Here is a 23,664-nt window from a genome sequence, read left to right on the forward strand (position 1 = left end):
GCGGTCGTGTAACCCGCTTCATCGGCCGGGCCGTCCCGCCCCGCGCCGAACCGGGACTGTCGCGCCGTCCCGCACCGCGGTCGCGCCGGTCGAGAATGCCCAACGTGGGTCTCCGAACCGCCCGGGTCGGTTCCCGATGCGGTAGCAGGGTGAGGCCGGCTTCTTGCGGTGCAGGATAGGCTTGTGCCATAGGAGGCCGCTCAGGGCGCGCCTGGAGGTGCGCCCGCTCTGGATCGGGGCGGTGGAAATGGCAGATACGACGGGTTTGATGGCCGGCAAGCGCGGCCTCGTGATGGGGATCGCGAACAACCGGTCGATCGCCTGGGGTATCGCCAAGGCGGCGGCTGCCGCGGGCGCCGAGATTGCGCTGACCTATCAAGGCGATGCGCTCAGGAAGCGGGTCGAGCCGCTGGCCGCCGAGATCGGCGCCAAGGTGGTCGGCCATTGCGACGTGACCGATGCGACCACCATCGACGCGGTCTTCGCCGAGGTCGAACGGCTGTGGGGCAAGATCGACTTCATCGTCCACGCGATCGCCTTTTCCGACAAGGATCAGCTGACCGGTCGTTATGTCGACACGACCGAAGACAATTTCGCCAAGACCATGCTGATCTCCGTCTACAGCTTCACGGCTGTCGCGCAGCGCGCCGAAAAGCTGATGACCGACGGCGGCTCGATGCTGACGCTGACCTATTACGGCGCCGAGAAGGTGATGCCGCACTACAACGTGATGGGCGTCGCCAAGGCCGCCCTGGAGGCCTCGGTGCGCTATCTCGCGGTCGACCTCGGCAGCCGCGCGATCCGCGTCAACGCCATTTCGGCCGGCCCGATCAAGACCCTGGCGGCGTCCGGAATCGGCGACTTCCGCTACATCCTGCGCTGGAACGAATACAACGCCCCGCTGAAGCGGACCGTGACCATCGAGGAGGTCGGCGACACCGGGCTGTTCCTGCTGTCCGACCTGTCGCGCGGCGTCACGGGCGAAATCACCCATGTCGATGCCGGCTACCACGTCGTGGGCATGAAGGCGGTCGACGCGCCGGACATCTCGGTCGTCAAGGACTGACCCGCCGGCGCTGCGGACGACCGGCTCAGCCGGCCGCCCAGATCACCCCGTCCTCCGGATTGATCAGATCGTCGCTGGCCGCATGGGCGGCGACGACCTTGTTGCGGCCGGAGCGCTTGGCCCGGTAGAGCGCCCGGTCGGCCCGGTCGAAGAGGTCGTCGATATCGAGCGACGCCGCCGGCATGACCGCGATGCCGGCGCTGGCCGTGACGCGAAGATGCGGGCAGGCTTCGAATTCGTGCCCTTCGATGGCGGCGAGCAGGCGCTCGGCGCGCGCCAGCGCATAGTCCGGCGCGGCATCCGGCAGGAAGATCACGAACTCCTCGCCGCCATGGCGTGCCGCGATCTCGGCGTCGCGGACATGGTCGGCCAGGATGCGGCCGACATCGGCCAGCACCAGATCGCCGACGACGTGGCCGTGGGTATCGTTGACCGACTTGAACCGGTCGATGTCGATCACGAACAGCGCGACCGTCGCGGTCGGCTTCAGTTGGCGCTCCAGCCGGTCGAGGCATTCCCGGAAGCCGCGCCGGTTGGCGAGGCCGGTCAGCGGGTCGATCACGGCCGCCCGCTCCTGGCGATGCAGCAGCAGTTCGACCGTCTGCATCAGGGTGTGCACCGACTTCAGCAGTTGCCCGGCCTGGTCGTCATGGTCGACCGGGAGCGACCGGACGGTCCGTTCGGCCTCGTAGCTCTTCAGCGCCTCGGTCGCCGTCTCGATCGGCTTCAGCACGAAATGCAGGCCCGTCAGCGTGATCGCCGTCCCGATCAGGGTCGCGGCCAGCAGAACCACCACGATGCTGACGGTATCCTTGCCGGCCTGCTCGTCGAAGGTGAAGAAGGCGAGCGTGGCCAGGAGCGGCAGGTGCGTTCCGATGAAGGCGACCAGAAAGAGTTTGAGATTGTAGCTCCTGGGAAACACCCGATCGAGCAGCCTGTAGAGAGTGAATTCCGACATCTCGCATGTCCTGAGGATCCGGCCAGCATGGTAACGCCGCGCCGTCTGGCAAAGCGTCAACAATTTCCATTGCATTTGAACCATGCCGCCGGCCGCCGTCTTTCGCCGCGGCAGGCCCTGGCGGGCGCGGCAGCGTCCTGGCATACAGGCGGTCAGGCAGAGACAGGGCGCCGTGACGCCCGCCCATGAAGCCGAGTTCGCCGCAGGATGAGCCGACCCGACCTGATCCATATCCGCCACGGCCAGACCGACTGGAACCTGGCCGGCCGCCTGCAAGGCTCGAAGGACATCCCGCTCAACGAAGTCGGGCGCGGCCAGGCCTTGCGCAACGGCAGGACGCTCGCCGCCTTCCTTGCCGAGACCGGCCGCTCACCGGCCGAGTTCCGCTACGTGGCAAGCCCGCTCGGGCGCGCCCGCATGACCATGGAGATCGTCCGCGGCGCGCTCGGCCTCGACCCGGCCGGCTACACGGTCGAACCGGCGCTGGCCGAGGTCTCCTTCGGCGACTACGAGGGCTACACCTACGAAGACATCCGGTCGATCGATCCGGCCGCCCACGCGGCGATCCGGGCCGACAAGTGGCACTATCTGCCGCCGCGGGGCGAGAGCTACGTGATGCTGCAGGACCGCGTCGGGCGGTGGCTCGATACCGTCGGCCCGGATACGGTGGTGGTCTCCCACGGCGGCGTCTACCGCGTCCTGAAGGCGCTGATGCTCGGCACCTTCGATCCGCATCTGGCCGAAATTTTCGTGCCCCAGGACATGATATCCGTCTGGCGCAACGGCGCGGAAAACTGGATATAGTTCGTGTCCCAACGATTTGCCCGGCATCGGTCGGCACGGCGTCTGCAAGCCGGAACCGACGGCAACCGTCCGGGACGCACAACAAGCGACCCTGGCGGTCCGGCCGAGAGCGCCGGCGTCCGAACGGGTTCTGAGCAGGGTTCGGAGACGGCCGATGTGCAGTCTGGATGGGTGCGGCCACCACCGCGATATGCCGCCGATCAAGGTGCCGGACGAACTCCGCCGGGCCTTCCTGCTCGGTGCCGCCACGCTGCCGCTCGCCGCGGTCCTGGCCGACAAGGCGCTCGCCGCCGGCGCGGCCGCGACGCTCGCCGATGTCTCGGTCCCGGTCGCCGGCGGACGCAGCCTGACCGGATCGCTGGCCATCCCGGACGGCGGCGGCAAGGCGCCCGCCGTGGTGATCGTCCACGAATGGTGGGGCCTCAATGACCAGATCAAGGCCGTCGCCGCCGAGATGGCGCAGCAGGGGTTCCTGGTGCTGGCCGTCGACCTGTTCGGCAAGGTCGCCGAGGATTCCGAGACCGCCCGCACCCTCGTGCAGGCGCTCGACCCCGCAGCCGCCACGGCCGGCCTGACCGCCGCGGTCGCCTTCCTGCGCCGGCACGAACGCGCGAACGGCAAGGTCGCGACCATGGGCTGGTGCTTCGGCGGCGGCTGGGCGCTGAACACCGCCATCGCGACGCCGGTCGAGGCGACGGTGGTCTATTACGGCAACGTCAAGAAGACGGCCGCCGAGCTCAAGCCGCTGAAGGGGCCGGTGCTCGGCCATTTCGGCACGCTCGACAAGTCGATCAACGCCGACATGGTGGCCGGCTTCGAGAAGTCCATGCGCGAGGCCGGCAAGGCCGACATCCTGACGGTCTACTGGTACGAGGCCGACCACGCCTTCGCCAACCCGACCGGGGCGCGCTACGATGCCGAGGACGCGGCGCTCGCCTGGGAGCGGACGCTGTTCTTCCTGAGGAAGCATCTCGCCTGACGGCCGCCGCCCCGTCGCCGGGGCCGGCGCGGACAATGCAGACTGGCAACGGTGCGGCCGGTTCGCGCCGGCGCGCCGATGCCTTAACGAATCACCCTTGCGGAATCCGAATCACCCGTTACATAAGCGTCCTCCGGAAAACTCCGCCCGTGCGGAGTCCCGGACCTATTGTCGAATGCGGCGGGCGCTTTAGCTATCCGGACAGGACCCGGACGGGCTGATCGGCTCCAAGTGAGTGAGGAACCGTCGCTGCCTTGCACGGTTAAGCGCGGTTTAAGGCGCGACCTGTATTCGACGGCACTACGCGAGGGACGCTGTTTCGGTTCACCTGTCGGCGAGCGATCGACGACGGGGGGCGTTCCCGGCGGCACATCAGGAGACTGAGCTACATGGCGACGAAGGCTGCGGAGCAGGAAGAGGGCGAAGTCCAGGCCCCCGAGACCCAGGATGGGCCGCTGCTCGATCTCTCCGATGCCGCCGTCAAGCGGATGATCAAGGCCGCCAAGAAGCGCGGCTTTGTCACCTATGACGAACTCAATGACGTGCTGCCCTCCGAGGAGGTCACCTCCGAGCAGATCGAGGACATCCTCGCCATGCTCAACGAGATGGGCATCAACGTCATCGAATCGGACGAAGTCGAGGATGCCGAGGCGGCCGAGAAGGGCGCCGACAATGCCGAAGAGGAAGCCGAGGGCGGCGACCTCGTCGAGGCGACCTCGACCGCACCGACCCTGACCAAGACCGCGCGCGAGCCGGCCGACCGCACCGACGACCCCGTGCGCATGTATCTGCGCGAGATGGGCTCGGTCGAGCTTCTGTCGCGCGAAGGCGAGATCGCCATCGCCAAGCGCATCGAGGCCGGCCGCGAGGCGATGATCGCGGGGCTGTGCGAGAGCCCGCTGACCTTCCAGGCCATCATCATCTGGCGCGACGAGCTCAACGAGGGGAAGATCCTCCTCCGCGACATCATCGACCTCGAGGCCACCTATGCCGGCCCGGACGGCAAGGCGCCGCTCGCCGGCGGCCCGCCGATGGTGCCCGCCGATGCGGCCGAGGGCGAAGCCGAGCCGGAACTGCCGGAAGGCGAACTGGCCGACGACATGGACGACGACATGGAGGGCAACGTCTCGCTCTCCGCCATGGAGGCCGAGCTGAAGCCGAAGGTCGTTGAGACCTTCGACCGCATCGCCGACCAGTACAAGAAGCTGCGCCGCCTGCAGGACCAGCATGTCGAAGGCGCGCTCAAGAACGAAGCCCTGTCGCCGTCGCAGGAGCGCCGCTACAAGAAGCTCAAGGACGAGCTGATCCTCGACGTGAAGAGCCTGTCGCTCAACCAGGCCCGCATCGACAGCCTGGTCGAACAGCTCTACGACATCAACAAGCGTCTGATGGGCCAGGAAGGCCGCCTGCTGCGTCTGGCCGAAAGCTACGGCGTCGGGCGCGAGGACTTCCTCAAGAACTACCAGGGCTCCGAGCTCGATCCGCACTGGGTGCGCCGCGTCGCCACCCTGACGACGCGCGGCTGGCGCGACCTGGTCAAGTCGGATTCCGATGCGGTCCAGGACCTGCGCCTGGAGATCCAGACGCTCGCCACCGAGACCGGCCTGGAGATCACCGAGTTCCGCCGCATCGTCCACATGGTGCAGAAGGGCGAGCGCGAGGCCCGGCAGGCCAAGAAGGAGATGGTCGAGGCCAACCTGCGCCTCGTCATCTCGATCGCGAAGAAATACACCAACCGCGGCCTGCAGTTCCTGGACCTGATCCAGGAGGGCAACATCGGCCTGATGAAGGCGGTCGACAAGTTCGAGTACCGGCGCGGCTACAAGTTCTCGACCTATGCGACCTGGTGGATCCGGCAGGCCATCACCCGCTCGATCGCCGACCAGGCGCGCACGATCCGCATCCCGGTGCACATGATCGAGACGATCAACAAGATCGTGCGCACCTCGCGCCAGATGCTGCACGAGATCGGCCGCGAGCCGACCCCGGAGGAGCTGGCCGAGAAGCTCGGCATGCCGCTCGAAAAGGTGCGCAAGGTCCTCAAGATCGCCAAGGAGCCGATCAGCCTCGAGACCCCGATCGGCGACGAGGAGGACAGCCATCTCGGCGACTTCATCGAGGACAAGAACGCGATCCTGCCGATCGACGCGGCGATCCAGTCGAACCTGCGCGAGACCACCACGCGCGTGCTCGCCTCGCTCACCCCGCGCGAGGAGCGCGTGCTGCGCATGCGCTTCGGCATCGGCATGAACACCGACCACACGCTCGAAGAGGTCGGCCAGCAGTTCTCGGTCACCCGCGAACGCATCCGCCAGATCGAAGCCAAGGCCCTGCGCAAGCTCAAGCACCCCAGCCGCAGCCGCAAGCTGCGCAGCTTCCTGGACAACTGAAGACACCGCCGCGTCCGGTTCCGGTCGCGGCGGACCGCTCGATCCGTCAAAGACCGACCGGGGAGGCCCAGCCATGGTCGAAGTGGTCTTGGAATGGACGGCCCGCGCGGCACCGGTCCAAGCCGAAGGAACCTTCGACGGCCTGCCGATCTATTTCCGCGCCCGCTGGGATCACTGGTCGGTCGGCATCGGCGGCAGCGATCCGGCCGGGGACCCGCTCTGGTACTATGAGGAGCCGTACGGGAAGCCGGACGGCTATGACGCGAGCTACATGCCTCAGGACGAGGCGCACGCCTTCATCCTCGCCGCCATCGAACGGTATCGGGCCGAGCAGGCCTGACGGTCCGGTGTGAACGGGCGGCGACCGAACGAAGCCGCCCGCCGGCCACCCCTGCATCATTTCGCGTGGGTGGCGACGCCGATCGCCATGAAACCGTGGCGGCCGTCCTTGGTGATATAGGCCGAGCGCGCCCAGATGCGGACCGGTTTGCCGATGCAGCACTGCGTCCCGTCGCGGGCAATCTCGGCCATGATCGAAGCCGCCGTCATGTCCTGCAGGTGGAAGATCACCGTGCGCCCCGCCCGGCTCGTGACCTCCAGCCCGTAGCGGGCGGTCGGCGGGGTGGGGATTTCGTTGAGGCGTGCCGACTCTTCGTAATAGGGCGCGCCGGCCGGCCACAGGAAGGGCGGACGCTTCAGCGTACCCATGACCACGACGGGATCGAGCGGCCGGAAGAAATTCGGTCCTTTGCGGAACCGCAGTGCGTTGCGCCCTGCGATGAAGCCATCGAGGTCGACCGGCTGGAAATCCGGGTTCGAAAAGGCCGAGGTCGGATCGAGGGCCGCCGCCGGCGGGCCGGAGAGGACGAGCACCGCCAGAAGGGCGGCGACACCGGAGCGCATCATCGGAAAACATGTCGAGCGCGAAGACGGGGCGGCGCACGAGGGCTTGCGGGCCGGAGGGGCGGGATCGATCGGCGGCGTGGGGCCGGTTCGGATCGCTCAACCCTTAGTCGACCGGACACCGGACCGGCAAGGTGGCAATGCGCGGCAGGATGCCTGTTTGGCGGGCTTACGCGATGGGCCGATGCGCGCGAGGCTTGACGCTCGTCCGGCCGGCGTGGTTTGCCTGCCGGGACGGCGGCGGTCGGCGACCGCCGGCGCTGAACCGGCCATGCAGAGCGAGCGGCACCGATGTCCTTCCTGAAGAAGCTTTTCGGCCTCGGCGGCGGCCCGTCCGCGCCGGCCGCGCCCCAGCCCGGCCCGACCCAGGAGCATGAGGGCTTCGTGATCGAGGCGACGCCGTTTCTCGAAGGCGGCCAGCATCAGGTCTGCGGGGTGATCCGGCGCGAGATCGACGGCGTCCTGAAGGAGCATCGCTTCATCCGCGCCGACCGCATGGCGTCGCGCGACGACGCCCTCGACATGACCTTCCGCAAGGCGCGCCAGATCATCGACGAACGCCGCGGCAAGATTTTCGACTGACGGGCCGGCGCGCCGGGTGCCTGCGGCACGCGTACGCCCGCGATACCGGCCCCGGCTTCACGGATCGGCGCCGCCACTATAGATTGCGGCACCATGAGCGCTCCAACCGTCCTTGCCGCCGATGGTCTGCCGCGCCGCGCCTTCACGATCGCGGATCTCGACCGCATGGTCGAGGCCGGGATCGTCGGGCCTGAGGAGCGGCTGGAGATCGTCCACGGGGAGCTGATCCCGCGAGCCGACAAGAGCGCGCGCCACGAAATCCTGAAGCGCGCGATGATCTATCGCCTCGTCCGCGGCCTGCCGCCGGAGGCGCTGTTCATCCCCGAAACCGGCTGGCGGCTGGAACCGACGCTCTATCTGGAACCGGATTTCCTGATCTTTCCGGCCGGCGTCCGGCAGGCCGCGGTGACCGGCCGCGACGCGCTGCTGGTGATCGAACTGTCGGACTCCACGCTCGGCTACGATCTCGGCCGCAAGCCGGCGCTCTATGCCGGCGAGGGTGTCCGCGAATATTGGGTGATCGACGCGGCGCGGCGCGTCACGCATGTCCACCGGGACCCCGCCGGAGACGGCTACCGCTCCGTCGCCGCCTGGCCGGCGGAGGCCGAACTCCGCCCGCAGTTGATCCCGGGCTTCTCGGTCCGCCTCGCCGATTTCCCCGAAGACTGAACCGCACGCCGTCGGACGACATCGGCCGATCGGAGGGCGCGCGCTTATACCGACGGTCATGGAATGATCGTCGGTATTCGAGACGCGGATTTCTCATGCCTCTGACGCCTATGAGAAATTCGCGTTACTTCAACGGCCCGATGCGTCAGCATCCTGCGCCGTTGGTATTATGCCTCCGGCCCGCATGCCGACGCCGTCCGGCGGTGTCGTCCGCGCCCGGCGCCAACCTCCCCCGCCCTGGGGCGCCCCGAAGCAACCGATCCGGTCCGGCCGGTCGCTCCGGGTTCGAGAGCGGCCCGGCAAGCCCGGTCCGGGCCGAGCCCCGCCCCCGCGACTGAGCCGGCAGGGGCCGGGCTTCGCAGCGCCGCGCGGCGGCCGGCCGGCCGGGTATGCCGCGCCGACGCGCCGCGACCGATCCGACGTCAGGCGGCCGGCTTGAAGTCCGGCACGGCGCCCATGAAGTCGCGCTTGCCGATCTCGACGCCGGCGGCGCGCAGGATCGCGTAGGCGGCGACGATGTGGAAATGGAAGTTCGGCATCGCGAAATGGACGAGATAGTTGGTGCCGCCCATCTGCATCTTGTTCGGCCCGACCGGGAAGACGATCTGGCGCGAACCGCCGGCATCGATGGCCGCCGCATCGACGTTTCTCAGGAAGTCGGCCGTCTTGGCGATGCGCGCCTTCAGCTGGTCGAGCGTCGTCTCGTCATCCTCGAAGCGCGGCGCCTCGACGCCGGCGAGCCGGGCCGTGGCGTTCTTGGCGAAGTCGCAGGCGATCTGAACCTGGCGCGACAGCGCGAACATGTCCGGAATGAGCCGCGTCGCCGCCATCACGGCCGGATCGATCTTCTTCGCCGCACAATGCCCCGCCGCCTTGTCGAGCACACCCGAAAGCGCCTCCAGCGTGCGAACGAAGACCGGCACGGAAATTTCGGAAAGGGAGAGGGTCATTGGGGGGGAATCCTGTCTCGGCACCGGCCGCCGAAGGGTGAAGAACCGGAATGCGCCCGGGATAGCGCACCTGAGGCGACCGGGGAAGGCGGGCGGTGGGTTGTCGGCGGCGCGGGGGCGGAAGGCTGGTTGAAACAGAAGTGCCGTTGGGGGATACTGAGTTCGGACTCGGGCGGGATGGGCGGATGGTTGATTTCACAAATCGCCGCGAAACAGAAGCCTGGCTTTCGGAAAAGCCCCGAGATGTGGCGATTGTTCTAGCTGCCAGAGCTGCGCTGCGAGTGCTACCGACTCTTCACCGGGTGATCATTCCCCATGAGCGGATCCAGGATATTGTCCTTCCAACATTCCGCGGTATGGCCGTGTCATGGGTTGCTTCTAGGTTTCCGGCTCAGAGCGTAGGCCTTCGTCCTTATGCTTCCGCTGCGGATGACGCCGCGTCTGCTGCTGCCTCTGCTGCGTCTGTCGTTGCAGTAGCCGCCTCAACCTCGACGTCCGCAGCCTACACAGCTGCTGCCGTGGCATCGAATGCCTCGGGGGAGGCTGCTGCCTTCGCAGCCTATTCCGTTTCTGCGGCTTTGGCAGCCGCCGCAGACGACCGCAAAGCCTCAGCTGAAGCCCTTTCCTTTGACGCCGCCACCATGGAGGAGGGACTAACACCTACTATCCTCGCAGGAAGGCCGCTCTGGCCGGACCGCATAACGAGTTCGAGCAAAGCAGGATGGGACGCATTGAAGCGCGACCTGCTCTCGGCTGGTGACGACTGGGACGTCTGGACCGACTGGTACGACGACCGCCTCGCCGGCAAACGTCCCTGGCGCCGATCGCTTGAGATCGCCCGTGCGACCTTGCCGGACGATCTCTGGGAGCAAGGCCCCAAGGCGGTCAATGCGGAGATCAAGCGCCTGATCGCGGCGGAGAAGGCGAAGACCGCCGCCAATCGGCGGGCGTCCCGGGATGGCGTCCAGAGCATAGGCGATCTGGAACCGCTCGATATTCCCTCGCCGGTCAGCTTCAAATGGCAGGATGGCGTGATCGCCTTAGGCGGCTCGGCCTTGCCGGTGCTGGGACCGCGGAACGATCCGCGCGACCTTGCGCGCAAGATGCAGGCATGCCGCGAGATAGCCAAGGACATCTCAGCGAAGATTGCCAAAGGTCGCTACAATTGCCGGGTTGAGTACCGGGAGCATCTGGAAGGATATCTCCAGTGGTTCCCGGACGGCGACGACGGGAACATCTATCTGGCAGACCGCAGCGCTCGCGCCTTGCGCGAATTATTGGTCGCGGAGCAGGATGAGCTGCCGCGGCCGTTTGTCGCCGACGTGAAAGGATTTCTCGAGCAGCACATTGGAATCCGCCCTCACTTCCAGGAGCTGCTTGAATTCTTCGAAAGCGTTCGCACGCACGCCCTGCCGGAACCCTTGCCCCAGGATGCCGTCGACCAGGCCCGTCAGGCGATCGCCGAGGCGACGCCGGAGGTGTTCGCACCGAATGTCGGTCAGGCTTTGGACGTGGAAAGCGGTCCGCCGTCGACCGTGGAACAGCCGTCGGTCGCAGGCGAGTCCGGCATCTCGAAGATCGAACTCCCGCCCGATCCCATTCAGACGCTGGATCCCGAGATTGAGAAATCAGGCGCGATCGCAAGGACATTAAACGCCCTTGGAAAAGTCCTCAAGCAGGGGCCGGACTACGTCAAGAATATGGAAGCGTGGGAAAAGGTCAGCACGCGGCTACTCCCCTATCTCCACACGATCATCGAGTGGCTTCGGAACATGACCGGCCTTTGACCCTTACAACCCATCCTTGCCGCCCCCCGCCCCCGTGCTATCCTTTCCCCCATGAACGCCCGGACCCTGATCGCTGCCGATGGTCTGCCGCGCCGTGCCTTTACGGTGGCGGAGGTGGAGGCGATGGTGCGGGCCGGGATCCTGGCCGAGGACGAGCGGATCGAGCTGATCGACGGGGAGTTGATCCCGATGTCGCCGAAGGACAGCCGCCACGAGACGGTCAAGATCGCGCTCAACCTGCATTGGGGGCGCCTTTGTCCGGACGACAGGCTGGTCGCACAAGGGACCACGGTCCGCCTGTCGCCGGACAGCTATCTGGAACCGGATTTCGTGATCTTCCCCTTCGCGGCCGGGATCGACGGGCTCGGGCCGGAGACGGCGCTTCTGGCGGTCGAGATCGCCGACAGCTCGCTCGGCTACGACCTCGGCCGCAAGGCCGCCGTCTATGCCCGCTTCGGCATCGCCGAACTCTGGGTCGTCGAGGCCTGGACGCTCGCCGTGCATGTCCACACGGATCCCGGGCCGGACGGCTACCGCTCGGTCGCGATCCATGCCGCCGACGCCATGATCGTGCCGACCCGCGCCGCCGCCTTCGCGCTGCGCCCGGCCGCTCTGCGCCTGCCCGCCTGACGGCGGCGCCCCTCCCCATCCCTCCTCCATCCGCCCCTTCCCCAATCCTTGCCGCCCCCCGCCCCCGTGCTATCCTTCGCCCCATGAACCACGCCGTCCGCCCGACCGCGAATGAGCCCCGCACGACCCGCGCCGCCGACGGGATGGAGCGACGCGCCTTCACGGTCGAGGAGGTCGAGGCGATGGTGGCGGCCGGCATCGTCGGCGAGGACGAGCGGTTCGAGCTGATCGGCGGGGAGATGGTGCCGATGTCGCCGAAGGGCGCCCGACACGAGATGGTCAAGATCGAGCTGAACCGCTGGTTCCAGGTCATGGCCCCGAAGGATGTGTCCGTGGCGCCCGAGACGACGTTGCGGCTGGACCGGTTGAACTTCATCGAGCCGGATTTCTGCGTGTTCGATCGTGCGCTGGATCTGACGAAACTCGACGGCTCGCGCGTGCGCCTCGCCGTCGAGGTCGCCGCCTCCAGCCTCGCCTATGATCTCGGCCGCAAGATCGGGCTCTATGCCGCCTTCGGCGTGCCGGAGGTCTGGGTCGTCGATGCCGCGACGCTCGTCACCCGCATCCACCGCCGGCTCGGCGCGGAGGGCTATGCGGATGTCCGCGATCTCGGCCCGGCCGAGCGGCTGGTGCCGGTCCGGGCGCCGGCGCTCGCCGTGACGCTGGCCGAACTCGGCCTCACCCCCGCCCGCGACCCCGCCCCCGATCCGGAATGAGGCTCCCGCCATGACCGACGCGATGCCTTCCGCCGAAGAAGCCCGAACGCGATCGCGCGAACGCCCATGAACCACGCCGTCCGCCCGACAGCGAATGAGCCCCGCACGACCCGCGCCGCCGACGGGATGGAGCGGCGCGCCTTCACGGTCGAGGAGGTCGAGGCGATGGTGGCGGCCGGCATCGTCGGGGCGGACGAGCGGTTCGAGCTGATCGGCGGGGAGATGGTGCCGATGTCGCCGAAGGGCACCCTGCACGAATGGGTCAAGCGCAAGCTCAATCGGCATTTTCAGATCGAGGCGGGGCCGGCGTTCGACGTGCTGGTCGAGACGACGGTGCGCCTCGACGCACAGTCCTTCCTCGAGCCGGATTTCTGCGTCGTGCGCAGCACGGCCGCCCCGGCCCCGGTCGCCGCCAGCGATCTGTTCCTCGCCGTCGAGGTCGCCGCCTCCAGCCTCGCCTATGATCTCGGCCGCAAGATCGGGCTCTATGCCGCTTTCGGCGTGCCGGAGGTCTGGGTCGTCGATGCGGCGACGCTCGTCACCCGCATCCACCGCCGGCTCGGCGCGGAAGGCTATGCGGATGTCCGCGATCTCGGCCCGGCCGAGCGGCTGGTGCCGGTCCGGGTGCCGGCCCTCGCCGTGACGCTGGCCGAACTTGGCCTGACCCCTGCCCTTGAGACCGACCGCGAAGCCGCCCCCTGAAACCGAATGAGGACCTCGCCTTGACCGACGCGATGCCCGCCGCCGCGCCCGCCCGTATGCCGCCCCTGCCCGAGCCCGAGCAGCCGCGCGGCGAACTGACCGTGCGCACCATCGCGATGCCGGCCGACACCAATGCGAATGGCGACATCTTCGGCGGCTGGGTGATGAGCCAGATGGACGTGGCCGGCGGCATTGCGGGTGTCCAGCGGGCGCGCGGCCGCGTCGTCACCATCGCGGTCGATGCGATGACCTTCATCCGGCCGGTCAAGGTCGGCGACGTGCTCTGCGTCTACACGGAGGTCGAGAAGGTCGGCCGGACCTCGATGAAGATCCATATCGAGGCCTGGGCGCGGCGGTTCCGCACCGACGGCCGCGAGAAGGTCACCGACGCCACCTTCACCTTCGTCGCCATCGACGACGACGGCCGGCCGCGCCCCGTCCCGCCGCTCTGAGCGCCCGCCCCCCTGGCGAAGGAAGCCGGGCGGAGGACAGTCGCCGATTGGCAGTGGGCAATGGGCAGTGGGCAATGGGCAGTGATCCTCGGCCTGCCTCGGGGCTCCGCGATACCGGGTTTCGGCGCGGCCGAAATTTGGCCCGACCGTTGCTGCAGGGAGGCGGGAATCCGGCCACCGGATGGGCTATGGTCGGGCGCGCCGGTCGGCCTGGAGACATCGCATGATCCGTATCCTTCCCGCTCTCGCCCTGCTGGCGATCGCCGCGATGCCCTGGCGCGCGACCGGCGCGGAGGCGGCGGCGCCGCGCAAGGTCGAGACCGAGCGCATCACCGTGCCGACCAAGCCGGTCGATCCGCCCGGCAAGGCCGCCAATGCCGTCGCCGAGCCGAAGCTCGGCAAGGGCGCGACCGGCCTGCCTCCGCTGGTCGCCAAGACCCGGCAGGCGATCCTGGACGCCGCCTATTCGGGCGATCTCGGCAGCCTGCGCGCCGTCATGCAGCGCAACGAGACGCCGCCGAGCCTGTCGGTCAACGAGGTCGGCGATCCGATCGATTATCTGAAATCGCAGTCCGGCGACGGCGAGGGGCTCGAAGTCCTGGCCATCCTGACCGACGTGCTGGAGGCCGGCTGGGCCCTAAAAGGCGCCGGCACGGCGCAGGAAATGTATATCTGGCCGGCCTTCGCGGTCCTGCCGCTCGACAAGCTGAGCCCGGGCGAGAAGGTCGAGCTCTACAAGATCGTCACCTCGTCGGATTTCGACGAGATGAAGAATGCCGGCAAATACACCTTCTACAGCGTCGGCATCGGCCCGGACGGCACCTGGCACTATTTCAAGCTGACCGATTGATGCCGCCGGCGCTATCGGGCTGCTGCAAACATTCAGAACCCGCCATACCGACGGTCATGGAATGATCGTCGGTATTCGATACGCGAATTTCTCATGCCTCTGACGCAAATGAGAAATTCGCGTTACTTCAACGACCCGATGCGTCAGCATCCTGGGCCGTTGGTATCATTCTGTCATCCCCGGGCTTGTCCCGGGGATCCAGTGCGAAGAGCAAACCTTTGAAAAGTCTGGATCCCCGGGACAAGCCCGGGGATGACAGAGTTGAAACTGCCCGCCTCTGATCGCGATACGACTGTCTTTTCAACGACCTGAGAGCAACGGGCCGCCGACCGGACCTCACCCCACCGGCAGGCATTCGGCGAAGCGGCAGGGCTCGCCGGTCGCAGGCGTGACGATCTCGTTGTCCCACATCACGCGCCGGCCGCGCACGATGGTGCCGACCGGCCAGCCGGTCACCGACATGCCGTCATAGGGCGTCCAGGCCGCGCGCGAGGCCGACCAGGCATCCGTGATGGTCTCGGTCCGCTTCAGGTCGACGACGGTCACGTCGGCGTCCCAGCCGACCGCCAGCCGCCCCTTGCCGGCCAGGCCGAACAGACGCTGCGGGCCGTGGCTGGTCATGTCGACGAAGCGGGCGAGCGACAGGCGGCCCTTGGCGACGTGATCGAGCATCACCGGCACCAGGGTCTGCACGCCCGGCATGCCGGAGGGCGAATCCGGATAGGGCTTGGCCTTCTCGTCGAGGGTATGCGGGGCGTGGTCGGAACCGAGAATGTCGGCGATGCCCTGCTCGACGCCCCACCAGATGCCGGCCTGATGCGCCTTGTCGCGCACCGGCGGGTTCATCTGCAGCCGCGTGCCGATGCGGGCATAGTCGTCGGCGGAGAGCGTCAGATGGTGCGGGGTGACCTCGCAGGAGGCCCAGTCCTTGTGGGCGGCGAGATAGCGCATCTCGTCCGCGGTCGAGATGTGCAGCACATGGATGCGCGCGCCGGTCGCCCGAGCGATGCCGACCAGCCGCTCGGTGCAGCGCAGCGCCGCCACCGCGTCGCGCCAGACCGGATGCGACGACGGATCGCCGGGCACGCGCAGGCCGCGGCGCTCCTCCATCCGGTACTCGTCCTCCGAATGGAAGGCGGCGCGGCGGCGCGTCCGTTTCAGGATCTCGGTCACGCCGGCATCGTCCTTGACCAGGAGATTGCCGGTCGAGGCGCCCATGAACACCTTGATGCCGGCCGCGCCCGGCAGGCGCTCCAGCTCGGCCACGTCGCGGGCATTCTCGTGCGTGCCGCCGACCCAGAAGGCGAAATCGCAGTGCATCCGGTGCCGGCCGCGCCGGATCTTGTCGGCCAGCGCTTCCGGCGAGGTGGTCAGCGGGTTGGTGTTCGGCATCTCGAACACGGCCGTGACGCCGCCGAGCACGGCCGCGCGCGAGCCGGACTCCAGGTCTTCCTTGTGCTCGCCGCCGGGCTCGCGGAAATGCACCTGGCTGTCGATCACGCCGGGCAGGAGATGCAAGCCCCGGCAATCGATCGTCTCGCCCGCCGCGGCCCCGGCGAGCGCGCCGATCGCCGCGATCCGGCCGCCGCGGATGCCGATGTCGCGCGGGCCTTCGCCGTCATGGTTGACGACCGTGCCGCCGGCGAGAACGAGATCGAAGGTCTCGGGCATGGGAGCTCCTGTGAGGCGGATACGAGGCGGAGGCCAATGGGTCCGCCGCTTGCATGGACGAGGTCATAACCGCCCGGCGCCGCCAGGGGAAGCGCCCGGCTTGCCGGGAGCCCACCGCGTCCCTAGATGCTTGATCCCGGGGCGGAATGACGAGGACAGAGCCGATGCCGATCGAGTGTGCCGAATTGACCGATCGCGCCGTTCTGTCGGTGTCGGGGCCGGAAGCCGCCGGCTTTCTGCAGGGCCTCGTCACCTGCAATGTCGAGACGCTTCAGCCCGGCGCGGCCGCCTTCGGGGCGCTCCTGACCCCGCAGGGCAAGATCCTGTTCGATTTCTTCGTCGTCGCGGTGCCGGAAGGCTATCTGATCGAAACGCCCGTCTCGCTCGCGCCGGATCTCGCCAAGCGTCTCAAATTCTACAGGCTGCGTGCGAAGGTCGACATTGCCGAGCGCCCTGACCTCCGCGTCCTGGCGCTGCAGGGCGGCGTCCCGGCAGGCCTGCCCGGCACCGCCTATGCCGATCCGCGCCTCGCCGCGCTCGGCGCGCGGGCGATCGTGCCGGCGGATGCGGTGGCGGACTGGCTTGCCGCGGACGGCGTGACGGCCGTGACCGCGGAGGCGTTCCGGGCGCGCCGGATCGCGCTCGGCGTGCCCGAGGGCGGGCTCGACTTCGCCTATGGCGACGCCTTCCCGCACGACGCCAACATGGACGATCTCGGCGGGGTCGATTTCGCCAAGGGCTGCTATGTCGGCCAGGAGGTGGTCAGCCGCATGAAGCATCGCGGCCCCGCGCGCCGCCGCATCGTGCAGGTCGAGGGCGACCGCGCCCTGCCGCCGGCCGGCACCGAGATCGTCGCCGGCGGCAAGACGGCCGGCACGCTCGGCGCCCATGCCGGGACCGCCGGCCTGGCGCTGCTGCGCATCGACCGCGTGCGCGAGGCGATCGATGCCGGCCAGCCGGTCACCGCCGGCGATACCAGCATTTCGGTCGCCCTGCCCGGCTATGCCCGCTTCACCTGGCCGGCCCCGGCGGCCGACTGACGGCGGCGACGGACGGCGACGACAGACGGCGACATCGGCCGGCGATCCGGCCATATCGGCCGGCAACGCCCTTCGCCCCGTGCCCTCGGCGCGCGACTCGTTTATGGACGGATCGGAGGAGACCCGACCGCCCATGCCGCCCCCCACCAAAGCCCCCCGCGCGTGGCAGCGCATGCTGTCCGGACGCCGGCTCGACCTGCTCGACCCCTCCCCGTTCGATGTCGAGATCGCCGACATCGCCCACGGCCTCGCCCGGGTGGCGCGCTGGAACGGGCAGACGGCGGGCGATCATGCCTTCTCGGTCGCCCAGCATGTCGTGCTGGTGGAGGAGATCGCGCTGCGCCTCGAACCCGCCCTGCCGGCGCGCGACCGGCTCGGCGTGCTGCTGCACGATGCGCCCGAATATGTCATCGGCGACATGATCTCGCCCTTCAAGGCGGTCATGGGCGGCGCCTACAAGGAGGTCGAGGCGCGCCTGCAGACCGCCATCCATCTGCGCTTCGGCCTGCCCGCGCGTCTTCCTGCGACTCTTCTCAAGCTGACCAAGACCGCCGACACGGTCTCGGCCTATTTCGAGGCGATCGAACTCGCCGGCTTTTCCGAACAGGAGGCCGGCCGTATCTTCGGCCGCCCGCGCGGCTTTCCGGCCCGCCTCGGGCTCGCCGCCTGGCCGACCGCCGAGGCGCAGATCCGTTTCCTGGAGCGGTTCCGGTCCCTGGAAGCCCTTGCGGCGTCCCCGGCCGGGGCCGCGGACGCCTGACAGAACCCGAGGTCACCACTCATGCCGGCCATCCATGTCTGCTCCCTCAACCGGCTGGCCCGCACCGTCGAGGCGATCGGCGCCAGCCATGTCGCGACGCTGATCAATGCCGGCACGCCGGTTCAGCGCCCGGCACGGATCGCGGCGGAAAACCACCTGTTTCTCGGCTTCAACGACATCACCGAGCCGACCGAGGGCCTGCTGCCGCCCGGCGAGGAGCATGTCCGGGACCTGCTCCGCTTCGTCGGCGATTGGGATCGCGCCAGACCGATGGTGATCCACTGCTGGGCCGGCATCAGCCGGTCGACCGCCGGCGCCTTCATCGCCATGTGCAGCCTGCATCCGGAGGCGGACGAGGCGGACATCGCCCGCGACATCCGGACGCGGTCGCCCTCCGCGACGCCGAACATCCGCCTGGTCCGGCTGGCCGACGACCTGCTCGGCCGCCAGGGGCGCATGGTCTCGGCCGTGGAGGCGATCGGCCGCGGCCGGGAGGCCTTCGAGGGGCACCCGTTCTCGCTCGCCCTCAAGCTGGGCGGCTGACCTGCGAACATTTGAAAGTCGGATATCGCAAATCGCTCGCATCAGCATGTGTGCGGGCAAACCTTAATGGTTTTCATAGTTTCCGGTGCGACTGTGAGGTTCCGCACAAGGGACGGAACTTATGCGCCTGATCCGGAACCTGCACTCGCTCCGCTTCGTCGTTCTTTCGCTATCAGGTATTCTACTGATATGCCTGATCGCAATGACCGCCTCGACCTGGTTTGCCTTCCGGGGCCTGAGCGGACGGGCGGATGCCGTCGAGGACCATTTCCAGCAATTGCGCCGTGTCGAACTGCCGATCGGCCTGATCGCGCGCGACCTGCAATTGACCGTCGTGCAGGTCCGGGAGGGGCTGACCGAGGTCGCCGCGACCCGCGCGGCGCCCGGACTGGATGGCGGCTTTGCGCATGCGGCGCAGGCCGCGGCGCGGTTCCGGACCAAGATCGTCGAGATCGAGGCCGCCGTGAAGGCGGCCGGCTCGCCCGCCATGACCAAGATCGCGGCCGATCTGAAGGAGAGTTTCGAGGCCTATTACGAACAGGGTCTCGAACTGGCCCGCATCTATGTCGATCAGGGCGTCGAGGCCGGAAACGACGCCATGGCCCCGTTCGCGGCCCTGACCGAAGCCCTCAACTACGATCTGGATGGCTTCGCCGCGAAGGCCAACGAGGCCATGGCGGCTTCCGACAATGCCGTCGCGGGCGAGATCGAAGCCATGCGCGGGGCGATTCTGTCCGGCGGCCGTGTGGTCCTCGGCGGCGCCATCGCAGCCGGTCTGGCCGTGATCGCGATCGTGTTCATGATCGCGTGGCGCGTGATGCGGCCGCTCGGGGACCTTACCGGCGCCATGGCGGTGATGGCGGAGGGCCGCCTGGATACGGCCATCCCGCATCGGTCCCGTGCCGACGAGATCGGCACCATGGCCACGGCGCTCGGCGTGTTCCGCGATGCCATGGTGCGCGGCCGGGCGCTCGAGGCGGAGCGGATCCGCGCCGAACACGCCCAGGCCGAGGAGCGGCAGCGCCTGACCACATCGCTGGCCGCGGGCCTGGAGCAATCGCTGAGCGGTGTCGCGACCGCCCTGCGCGACACCGCCCGGCGCGTCCAGGCCGGTGCAGGCGCCATGCAGGGCATCGCGCGCCGGACCGCCGACGAGGCCAGTCAGGTCGACAGCACCGCCGCCGATGCGACGCGCAGCACGGTCGCGGTCTCCGAAGCGGCCGCCCGTATGGGCCAGGCGCTCGGCGAGATTTCCGGCTTCACGGCCGAGTCTTCGGTCATGTCAGCGCGCGCCGTCGGCGAGGTCGGCCACATGGCCGATCAGGCCGGCACGCTCGGCACGGCGGCGCAGCGGATCAGCGACGTGGTGACGCTGATCCAGGCCATCGCCGGCCAGACCAACCTGCTCGCCCTCAATGCGACCATCGAAGCCGCACGGGCCGGCGAGGCTGGCCGCGGCTTCGCCGTGGTGGCCAACGAGGTCAAGGCGCTGGCCGGCCAGACGGCGCAGGCAACGCAGGACATCACCCGCCAGATCGCCGCCGTGCAGACGGCGACCGAGGATGTGGTCGGCTCCATCGCCACCGTGGCGCAGTCGATCCGCGACATCGACAGCCTGTCGCAGCGCATTTCCGAGGCCACCCATGCCCAGCAGGCCGCCACCGGGTCGATCGTGGAGTCGATCTCCGCCACGGCACGCGGCGCCCAGGCGATCGCCGGCAGCATCTCGACCGTGACCGAAGCCTCCCAGGAGACCGCCGGCCGCGCCGAGGCGCTGTCGGCCGCCTCCGCCGATCTCGACCGCCAGTCGGCCGTTCTGGAATCGGCGCTCGGCCGCTTCCTGGCCGATATCCGCGCGGCCTGACCGGGAACCGGACGGAGGCCGAGCCGCAGGCGTCGGCCCCGCCGACGCTCCCCGGTTCACGGCCGCCGCGCCGCCGCGGCTCCCAACCGGCGACGACACGGACATGCGCCGCCGCACCCGCGAGGCGCAGCCCTCTCGGCCGGACGGAGGGATTGGGAGATCTTCGGCTATGACATAGCCCGGCACGGCGCTCAAGATCAGGCCGCGGCGCGCGCGCCGAGGTCCATCCTGCCAATCGAATTTCGGACAGAGAGCGCGGCCCAGCCCTGCACCGCCAAGGGCCGTACGGGTCCGTCCTCGGACCCGCACCCGGTCGTGCCGGCCGCCGTTCAGCGGGTCAGCGGGGCGGCTGCATCATGACATCGAGTGCCAGGCGATCGGAGGCGCGGCCGGTAACCGGCCATCCCCGTTCCAGCTCGTAGCGGCGGATGGCGTCCTGGGTCCGCTCGTCCATGCGGCCGTCGCCGCGCAGGGGGCCGTAGCCGGCCGCATTCAGGGCGCGCTGAACCCGCTGCAGCTTCTCGTCGCCGCCGGATGCCAGCGGCTCCGGACCGGACGAGCGGCCGAGCGGGGCCGGCGGCGTGACCGCGGTCGTCCGCACCGGGATCGGGGCCATCCGCTGACCCTGGCCCTGATTGTTCGCGACCGTCGCAGCGCCGGCCGGGCTGCCCTGGCCTTGCGCGCCGACCATGGCGGCGCTGAGCACCCGCTCGTTGGCCTCACCGGTCACCGGCAGGCCGGCCAGCCGCTCGAACACGCGGATGGCATCGGCCGTGGCCGGTCCCGGAATGCCGTCGATCGGGCCGTTGTAGAAATTGCGTTCGCGCAGCGCGACCTGAACGTCGCGGATCAGCTGCGTGCCGTCGAGCCGCGGCTTGGCGCGCGGCACCGCGGCCGTGGCCATGGTGTCGACCGCCCCCGTGCCGTGGGCGGGCGCGGGGATCTGGGCGGCGGCCGGGGCCGGCGCTGCCGCGGGCGCCGGGACGGGTACCGGGATCTGGCCGGCGCCGCCAAGGCCGGCCGTCCGGGTCGGTGTGGCCGGGGCGGCGGCGAAGGGACGGGTCTCGAACAGCGGCGCCGGATGCCGGCGCGTCTGGTTGGACAGGGCGTTGGTGACGATGGCGACCGCGGCGACCAGCGACAGAATCGTTCCGCCGGTCAGCACCGGATTGGCCATCGCGGCGATGGCCAGCCGGTAGGGCAGCCCGCCCGGGCGCGGGCGGCCGTCGTCCCAGCCGCCGGCATCGGCGCCGTCCCGGCCCTGCGCGACATCGTCGCGATCGTCGTCGGCATAGCGGCGGCGCGCCTCGACATCGCCGCCGCGCGCCGGCCCCGGACGGGCGCCGGCGGGTCGGGCGGGGCTGCGGCCGTGGACGACGGGGCCGCGCGGGGTGGTGGCGAGTTGGACCCGGCTCATGCGCGCATCTGCCTCGGTTCTTGAGCCTGATCCTTGTCGGCCGAAAGCGGCACGACGACGGCGGCGGTCCGACGATCCCCGGCGGCGATCTCGGAGGTCACCGGCAGGCGCACGGTGACGCAGGTGCCCTCGCCCAGCCGGCTCTGGATATGCATCGAACCGCCATGCAGGCTGGCCAGTCCCTTGACCACCGACAGGCCGAGCCCGGTCCCCTCGTGGCGACGGTCGTAGCCGCAGTCGGCCTGCACGAAGGGGGTGCCGAGCCGGCCGAGATCGCCGTCGGCGATGCCGATGCCGGTGTCGCGGACGAACAGGGCGACGAGATCGCCCTCGCGCCGCGCGCCGACCGTGATCGTGCCGCCGGCATTGGTGAACTTCACTGCATTGGACAACAAATTGATCAGGATCTGCTTGCAGGCGCGCCGGTCGGCTTGCAATTCCGGCAGGCCGAGCCCGATGGCCGTGACGATCCTGAGCCCGCGCGCCGCGGCCTGGTGGCTCATCATCTGACGGGTGCCCTCGATCAGGAGCGGCACGTCGAAGGGTTCCGGCACCACGTCGAAGGCGCCCGATTCGATCTTGGACATATCCAGGATGTCGTTGACCACCTGAAGAAGATGCGCACCCGATTCGTTGATCAGCCGGACATAGTCGCGCTGGCGCGGATCCGGCAGCTTGCCGAAGGTCTCCGAGCCGAGCAGGTCCGAGAAGCCGATGATCGCATTGAGCGGCGTGCGCAATTCGTGGCTGACATTGGCCAGAAACCGGGTCTTGGCCTCCGACGCCTTCTCGGCCTGCTCGCGGGCACGCAGCAGTTCGGCCTCCTGGTTCTTGCGCTCGGTCACGTCGCGCATGACCCCGACCACCAGGAGCCGGCTCGGCAGGCCGTCGCCGGACTGCGCGGACCGGCAGCGCATCTCCAGCCAGACATGCCGGCTCTGGCCGTCCGGACCGTCGGCGCGGGCGCGGAATTCGACCGTCGAGGCGAGGCCGGCGGCGGCATCGGCGAGCGCGGTCAGGAAGGCGGGGCGATCGGCGACATGAACGCGGCGGAACAGGCCGTCGCCGAGCGCATCGGCGACCGACAGGCCGAGCGAGCGCTCCACCGCCGGCGACACGAAGACCAGATCGCCGTTGGCGCCATGACCCGTGACGATGTCGCCGATATTGTCGGCCATCAGCCGGTACTGCGCCTCGCGCTGGCGGGAGACCACGTCGGCATTGCGGTAGAGCGCATCGAGCCGGAAGGCCAGGATCGCCATATAGGCGAGACCGGCGGCCGTCACGCCGAACAGAAGCCGGTCGCCATGGGCGGCGATCACGCTCTGCGGCAGCGAATCGGTCGCGCCGGCCAGCGCCAGCAGGGCGATCACGACGAAGCCGATGCCGAGCGCGGCATGCACCACCCGGCGCGACCCGGACAGCGCCGCCTCGACCGGCAGCACCGCCAGCCAGATCAGCGCGATCGAGGCGAGCCCGCCGGTGAACAGCGCGATCCAGCCGACCAGCGCCGCCGTCGTCAGGGCGAGCAGCACGTGACCGAGTTCCAGGCGGCCGGTATGGGAGACCGCCAGGGCGATCGGAGCCGGCGCCGCAAGGCCGATCAGGGCCACGGCGGGGACCACCCCGACCGGACCGGCCACGACCAGATGCACCGGCAGGGCCAGCAGTGCCGCCATCCCGCCGAACAGATTGACTGCGATGAAGGACCGGTGCCGGTGCAGATCGGTCGGGTCGCCCTGCGCCGAGGCATGGACGAGCCCATCGACGAAGCGACGGAGAGCCGGCATGAGGTCGAGCTTGCGCAACACAGTCACCAGATACGCTTGCCGACGGGAGGATCGCCGACAGGGGGAATCCTCGCAGGCCACGTTTAAGGAACGCCTAAATGCGCCCGGTGGTGTTGGCCCCGCGCAGCCGGAAGCCGGGAA

At 69.0% G+C, this 23,664-nt stretch carries 23 protein-coding genes; 17 read left to right on the forward strand and 6 right to left on the reverse strand.

The window, feature by feature from the left end; all coding sequences use genetic code 11:
- Window positions 1–247 precede the first annotated feature (247 nt).
- Window positions 248–1,066, forward strand: a complete 819-nt coding sequence (gene fabI, locus ABB55_RS07185; RefSeq protein ID WP_054358201.1) for an enoyl-ACP reductase FabI — start codon at window positions 248–250, stop codon at window positions 1,064–1,066.
- A gap of 25 nt (window positions 1,067–1,091) precedes the next feature.
- Here fabI and ABB55_RS07190 read toward each other — a convergent pair whose 3' ends face one another.
- Window positions 1,092–2,024: a GGDEF domain-containing protein gene (locus ABB55_RS07190; protein WP_054358202.1), complete on the reverse strand. Its 933-nt coding sequence runs from the start codon at window positions 2,022–2,024 to the stop codon at window positions 1,092–1,094.
- A 207-nt stretch (window positions 2,025–2,231) separates the two neighbouring features.
- On the opposite strand from ABB55_RS07190, the gene ABB55_RS07195 reads away from it, so the two are divergent.
- The 4 genes from ABB55_RS07195 to ABB55_RS07210 all read left to right on the forward strand — a co-directional run bounded on the left by ABB55_RS07195 (window position 2,232) and on the right by ABB55_RS07210 (window position 6,537).
- Window positions 2,232–2,828, forward strand: a complete 597-nt coding sequence (locus ABB55_RS07195; RefSeq protein WP_054358203.1) for a histidine phosphatase family protein — start codon at window positions 2,232–2,234, stop codon at window positions 2,826–2,828.
- 154 nt (window positions 2,829–2,982) lie between these two features.
- Window positions 2,983–3,807 carry a dienelactone hydrolase family protein gene (locus ABB55_RS07200; RefSeq protein WP_054358204.1) on the forward strand — a complete coding sequence of 275 codons (825 nt, stop codon included), beginning with the start codon at window positions 2,983–2,985 and terminating at the stop codon, window positions 3,805–3,807.
- A gap of 389 nt (window positions 3,808–4,196) precedes the next feature.
- A complete protein-coding gene (rpoD, locus tag ABB55_RS07205) occupies window positions 4,197–6,197 on the forward strand; it encodes an RNA polymerase sigma factor RpoD (RefSeq protein ID WP_054358205.1) in 2,001 nt (666 codons plus the stop codon).
- 73 nt (window positions 6,198–6,270) lie between these two features.
- On the forward strand, window positions 6,271–6,537 hold the full coding sequence (locus tag ABB55_RS07210; protein WP_054358206.1) for a hypothetical protein: 267 nt from the start codon (window positions 6,271–6,273) through the stop codon (window positions 6,535–6,537).
- A 56-nt stretch (window positions 6,538–6,593) separates the two neighbouring features.
- Here ABB55_RS07210 and ABB55_RS07215 read toward each other — a convergent pair whose 3' ends face one another.
- Window positions 6,594–7,103 (reverse strand): hypothetical protein, encoded by a 510-nt coding sequence (locus ABB55_RS07215; protein WP_054358207.1) that lies wholly within the window; start codon window positions 7,101–7,103, stop codon window positions 6,594–6,596.
- A 288-nt stretch (window positions 7,104–7,391) separates the two neighbouring features.
- On the opposite strand from ABB55_RS07215, the gene ABB55_RS07220 reads away from it, so the two are divergent.
- Window positions 7,392–7,682 (forward strand): HlyU family transcriptional regulator, encoded by a 291-nt coding sequence (locus ABB55_RS07220; protein ID WP_054358208.1) that lies wholly within the window; start codon window positions 7,392–7,394, stop codon window positions 7,680–7,682.
- A gap of 93 nt (window positions 7,683–7,775) precedes the next feature.
- Window positions 7,776–8,351: a Uma2 family endonuclease gene (locus ABB55_RS07225; RefSeq protein WP_054358209.1), complete on the forward strand. Its 576-nt coding sequence runs from the start codon at window positions 7,776–7,778 to the stop codon at window positions 8,349–8,351.
- Between the two features lie 422 nt (window positions 8,352–8,773).
- On the opposite strand, the gene ABB55_RS07230 is transcribed toward ABB55_RS07225, so the two are convergent.
- Window positions 8,774–9,301, reverse strand: a complete 528-nt coding sequence (locus ABB55_RS07230) for a DUF1993 domain-containing protein (RefSeq protein ID WP_054358210.1) — start codon at window positions 9,299–9,301, stop codon at window positions 8,774–8,776.
- Window positions 9,302–9,486: 185 nt separating this feature from the next.
- Here ABB55_RS07230 and ABB55_RS07235 point away from each other — a divergent pair, with 185 nt between their 5' ends.
- From ABB55_RS07235 to ABB55_RS07260, 6 genes are all read left to right on the forward strand, one after another.
- Complete coding sequence (locus tag ABB55_RS07235; protein WP_152981955.1) at window positions 9,487–11,088, forward strand: hypothetical protein; 1,602 nt, start codon at window positions 9,487–9,489, stop codon at window positions 11,086–11,088.
- 51 nt (window positions 11,089–11,139) lie between these two features.
- Window positions 11,140–11,718 carry a Uma2 family endonuclease gene (locus tag ABB55_RS07240; RefSeq protein ID WP_054358212.1) on the forward strand — a complete coding sequence of 193 codons (579 nt, stop codon included), beginning with the start codon at window positions 11,140–11,142 and terminating at the stop codon, window positions 11,716–11,718.
- A gap of 143 nt (window positions 11,719–11,861) precedes the next feature.
- A complete protein-coding gene (locus ABB55_RS07245; protein ID WP_244471987.1) occupies window positions 11,862–12,434 on the forward strand; it encodes a Uma2 family endonuclease in 573 nt (190 codons plus the stop codon).
- 66 nt (window positions 12,435–12,500) lie between these two features.
- Window positions 12,501–13,136, forward strand: a complete 636-nt coding sequence (locus ABB55_RS07250; RefSeq protein WP_054358214.1) for a Uma2 family endonuclease — start codon at window positions 12,501–12,503, stop codon at window positions 13,134–13,136.
- 56 nt (window positions 13,137–13,192) lie between these two features.
- A complete protein-coding gene (locus ABB55_RS07255; protein ID WP_054361891.1) occupies window positions 13,193–13,588 on the forward strand; it encodes an acyl-CoA thioesterase in 396 nt (131 codons plus the stop codon).
- A gap of 223 nt (window positions 13,589–13,811) precedes the next feature.
- On the forward strand, window positions 13,812–14,438 hold the full coding sequence (locus tag ABB55_RS07260; protein ID WP_054358215.1) for a hypothetical protein: 627 nt from the start codon (window positions 13,812–13,814) through the stop codon (window positions 14,436–14,438).
- A gap of 336 nt (window positions 14,439–14,774) precedes the next feature.
- Here ABB55_RS07260 and ABB55_RS07265 read toward each other — a convergent pair whose 3' ends face one another.
- A complete protein-coding gene (locus ABB55_RS07265) occupies window positions 14,775–16,109 on the reverse strand; it encodes a dihydroorotase (protein ID WP_054358216.1) in 1,335 nt (444 codons plus the stop codon).
- A 170-nt stretch (window positions 16,110–16,279) separates the two neighbouring features.
- On the opposite strand from ABB55_RS07265, the gene ygfZ reads away from it, so the two are divergent.
- From ygfZ to ABB55_RS07285, 4 genes are all read left to right on the forward strand, one after another.
- Entirely contained in the window at window positions 16,280–17,149 is an 870-nt protein-coding gene (gene ygfZ, locus ABB55_RS07270; protein WP_054361892.1) for a CAF17-like 4Fe-4S cluster assembly/insertion protein YgfZ, read from the forward strand.
- 133 nt (window positions 17,150–17,282) lie between these two features.
- Window positions 17,283–17,909, forward strand: a complete 627-nt coding sequence (locus ABB55_RS07275; RefSeq protein ID WP_054358217.1) for an HD domain-containing protein — start codon at window positions 17,283–17,285, stop codon at window positions 17,907–17,909.
- 21 nt (window positions 17,910–17,930) lie between these two features.
- Window positions 17,931–18,452 carry a tyrosine phosphatase family protein gene (locus tag ABB55_RS07280; protein ID WP_054358218.1) on the forward strand — a complete coding sequence of 174 codons (522 nt, stop codon included), beginning with the start codon at window positions 17,931–17,933 and terminating at the stop codon, window positions 18,450–18,452.
- Between the two features lie 202 nt (window positions 18,453–18,654).
- The gene (locus ABB55_RS07285; RefSeq protein ID WP_054358219.1) at window positions 18,655–20,316 is read left to right on the forward strand and encodes a methyl-accepting chemotaxis protein; all 1,662 of its coding nucleotides are present in this window, start codon (window positions 18,655–18,657) and stop codon (window positions 20,314–20,316) included.
- A 337-nt stretch (window positions 20,317–20,653) separates the two neighbouring features.
- Here ABB55_RS07285 and ABB55_RS07290 read toward each other — a convergent pair whose 3' ends face one another.
- Window positions 20,654–21,733, reverse strand: coding sequence for a peptidoglycan-binding domain-containing protein (locus tag ABB55_RS07290; protein WP_054358220.1), 1,080 nt, complete (start codon window positions 21,731–21,733; stop codon window positions 20,654–20,656).
- A complete protein-coding gene (locus ABB55_RS07295; protein WP_152981957.1) occupies window positions 21,730–23,523 on the reverse strand; it encodes a sensor histidine kinase in 1,794 nt (597 codons plus the stop codon). Before ABB55_RS07295 ends, ABB55_RS07290 begins: the two co-directional genes overlap by 4 nt.
- Window positions 23,524–23,664: the final 141 nt, after the last annotated feature.

The sequence above is a fragment of the Prosthecodimorpha hirschii genome, from assembly GCF_001305515.1.
GTDB classification, from domain to species: domain Bacteria; phylum Pseudomonadota; class Alphaproteobacteria; order Rhizobiales; family Ancalomicrobiaceae; genus Prosthecodimorpha; species Prosthecodimorpha hirschii.

Excerpts from the sequence above, each read along its gene's own strand:
- fabI (WP_054358201.1), top strand. The coding sequence starts at position 248 with ATGGCAGATACGACGGGTTTGATGGCCGGCAAGCGCGGCCTCGTGATG.
- ABB55_RS07190 (WP_054358202.1), bottom strand. The coding sequence starts at position 2,024 with ATGTCGGAATTCACTCTCTACAGGCTGCTCGATCGGGTGTTTCCCAGG.
- ABB55_RS07195 (WP_054358203.1), top strand. The coding sequence starts at position 2,232 with ATGAGCCGACCCGACCTGATCCATATCCGCCACGGCCAGACCGACTGG.
- ABB55_RS07200 (WP_054358204.1), top strand. The coding sequence starts at position 2,983 with ATGTGCAGTCTGGATGGGTGCGGCCACCACCGCGATATGCCGCCGATC.
- rpoD (WP_054358205.1), top strand. The coding sequence starts at position 4,197 with ATGGCGACGAAGGCTGCGGAGCAGGAAGAGGGCGAAGTCCAGGCCCCC.
- ABB55_RS07210 (WP_054358206.1), top strand. The coding sequence starts at position 6,271 with ATGGTCGAAGTGGTCTTGGAATGGACGGCCCGCGCGGCACCGGTCCAA.
- ABB55_RS07215 (WP_054358207.1), bottom strand. The coding sequence starts at position 7,103 with ATGATGCGCTCCGGTGTCGCCGCCCTTCTGGCGGTGCTCGTCCTCTCC.
- ABB55_RS07220 (WP_054358208.1), top strand. The coding sequence starts at position 7,392 with ATGTCCTTCCTGAAGAAGCTTTTCGGCCTCGGCGGCGGCCCGTCCGCG.
- ABB55_RS07225 (WP_054358209.1), top strand. The coding sequence starts at position 7,776 with ATGAGCGCTCCAACCGTCCTTGCCGCCGATGGTCTGCCGCGCCGCGCC.
- ABB55_RS07230 (WP_054358210.1), bottom strand. The coding sequence starts at position 9,301 with ATGACCCTCTCCCTTTCCGAAATTTCCGTGCCGGTCTTCGTTCGCACG.
- ABB55_RS07235 (WP_152981955.1), top strand. The coding sequence starts at position 9,487 with ATGGTTGATTTCACAAATCGCCGCGAAACAGAAGCCTGGCTTTCGGAA.
- ABB55_RS07240 (WP_054358212.1), top strand. The coding sequence starts at position 11,140 with ATGAACGCCCGGACCCTGATCGCTGCCGATGGTCTGCCGCGCCGTGCC.
- ABB55_RS07245 (WP_244471987.1), top strand. The coding sequence starts at position 11,862 with ATGGAGCGACGCGCCTTCACGGTCGAGGAGGTCGAGGCGATGGTGGCG.
- ABB55_RS07250 (WP_054358214.1), top strand. The coding sequence starts at position 12,501 with ATGAACCACGCCGTCCGCCCGACAGCGAATGAGCCCCGCACGACCCGC.
- ABB55_RS07255 (WP_054361891.1), top strand. The coding sequence starts at position 13,193 with ATGCCGCCCCTGCCCGAGCCCGAGCAGCCGCGCGGCGAACTGACCGTG.
- ABB55_RS07260 (WP_054358215.1), top strand. The coding sequence starts at position 13,812 with ATGATCCGTATCCTTCCCGCTCTCGCCCTGCTGGCGATCGCCGCGATG.
- ABB55_RS07265 (WP_054358216.1), bottom strand. The coding sequence starts at position 16,109 with ATGCCCGAGACCTTCGATCTCGTTCTCGCCGGCGGCACGGTCGTCAAC.
- ABB55_RS07275 (WP_054358217.1), top strand. The coding sequence starts at position 17,283 with ATGCCGCCCCCCACCAAAGCCCCCCGCGCGTGGCAGCGCATGCTGTCC.
- ABB55_RS07280 (WP_054358218.1), top strand. The coding sequence starts at position 17,931 with ATGCCGGCCATCCATGTCTGCTCCCTCAACCGGCTGGCCCGCACCGTC.
- ABB55_RS07285 (WP_054358219.1), top strand. The coding sequence starts at position 18,655 with ATGACCGCCTCGACCTGGTTTGCCTTCCGGGGCCTGAGCGGACGGGCG.
- ABB55_RS07290 (WP_054358220.1), bottom strand. The coding sequence starts at position 21,733 with ATGAGCCGGGTCCAACTCGCCACCACCCCGCGCGGCCCCGTCGTCCAC.
- ABB55_RS07295 (WP_152981957.1), bottom strand. The coding sequence starts at position 23,523 with ATGCCGGCTCTCCGTCGCTTCGTCGATGGGCTCGTCCATGCCTCGGCG.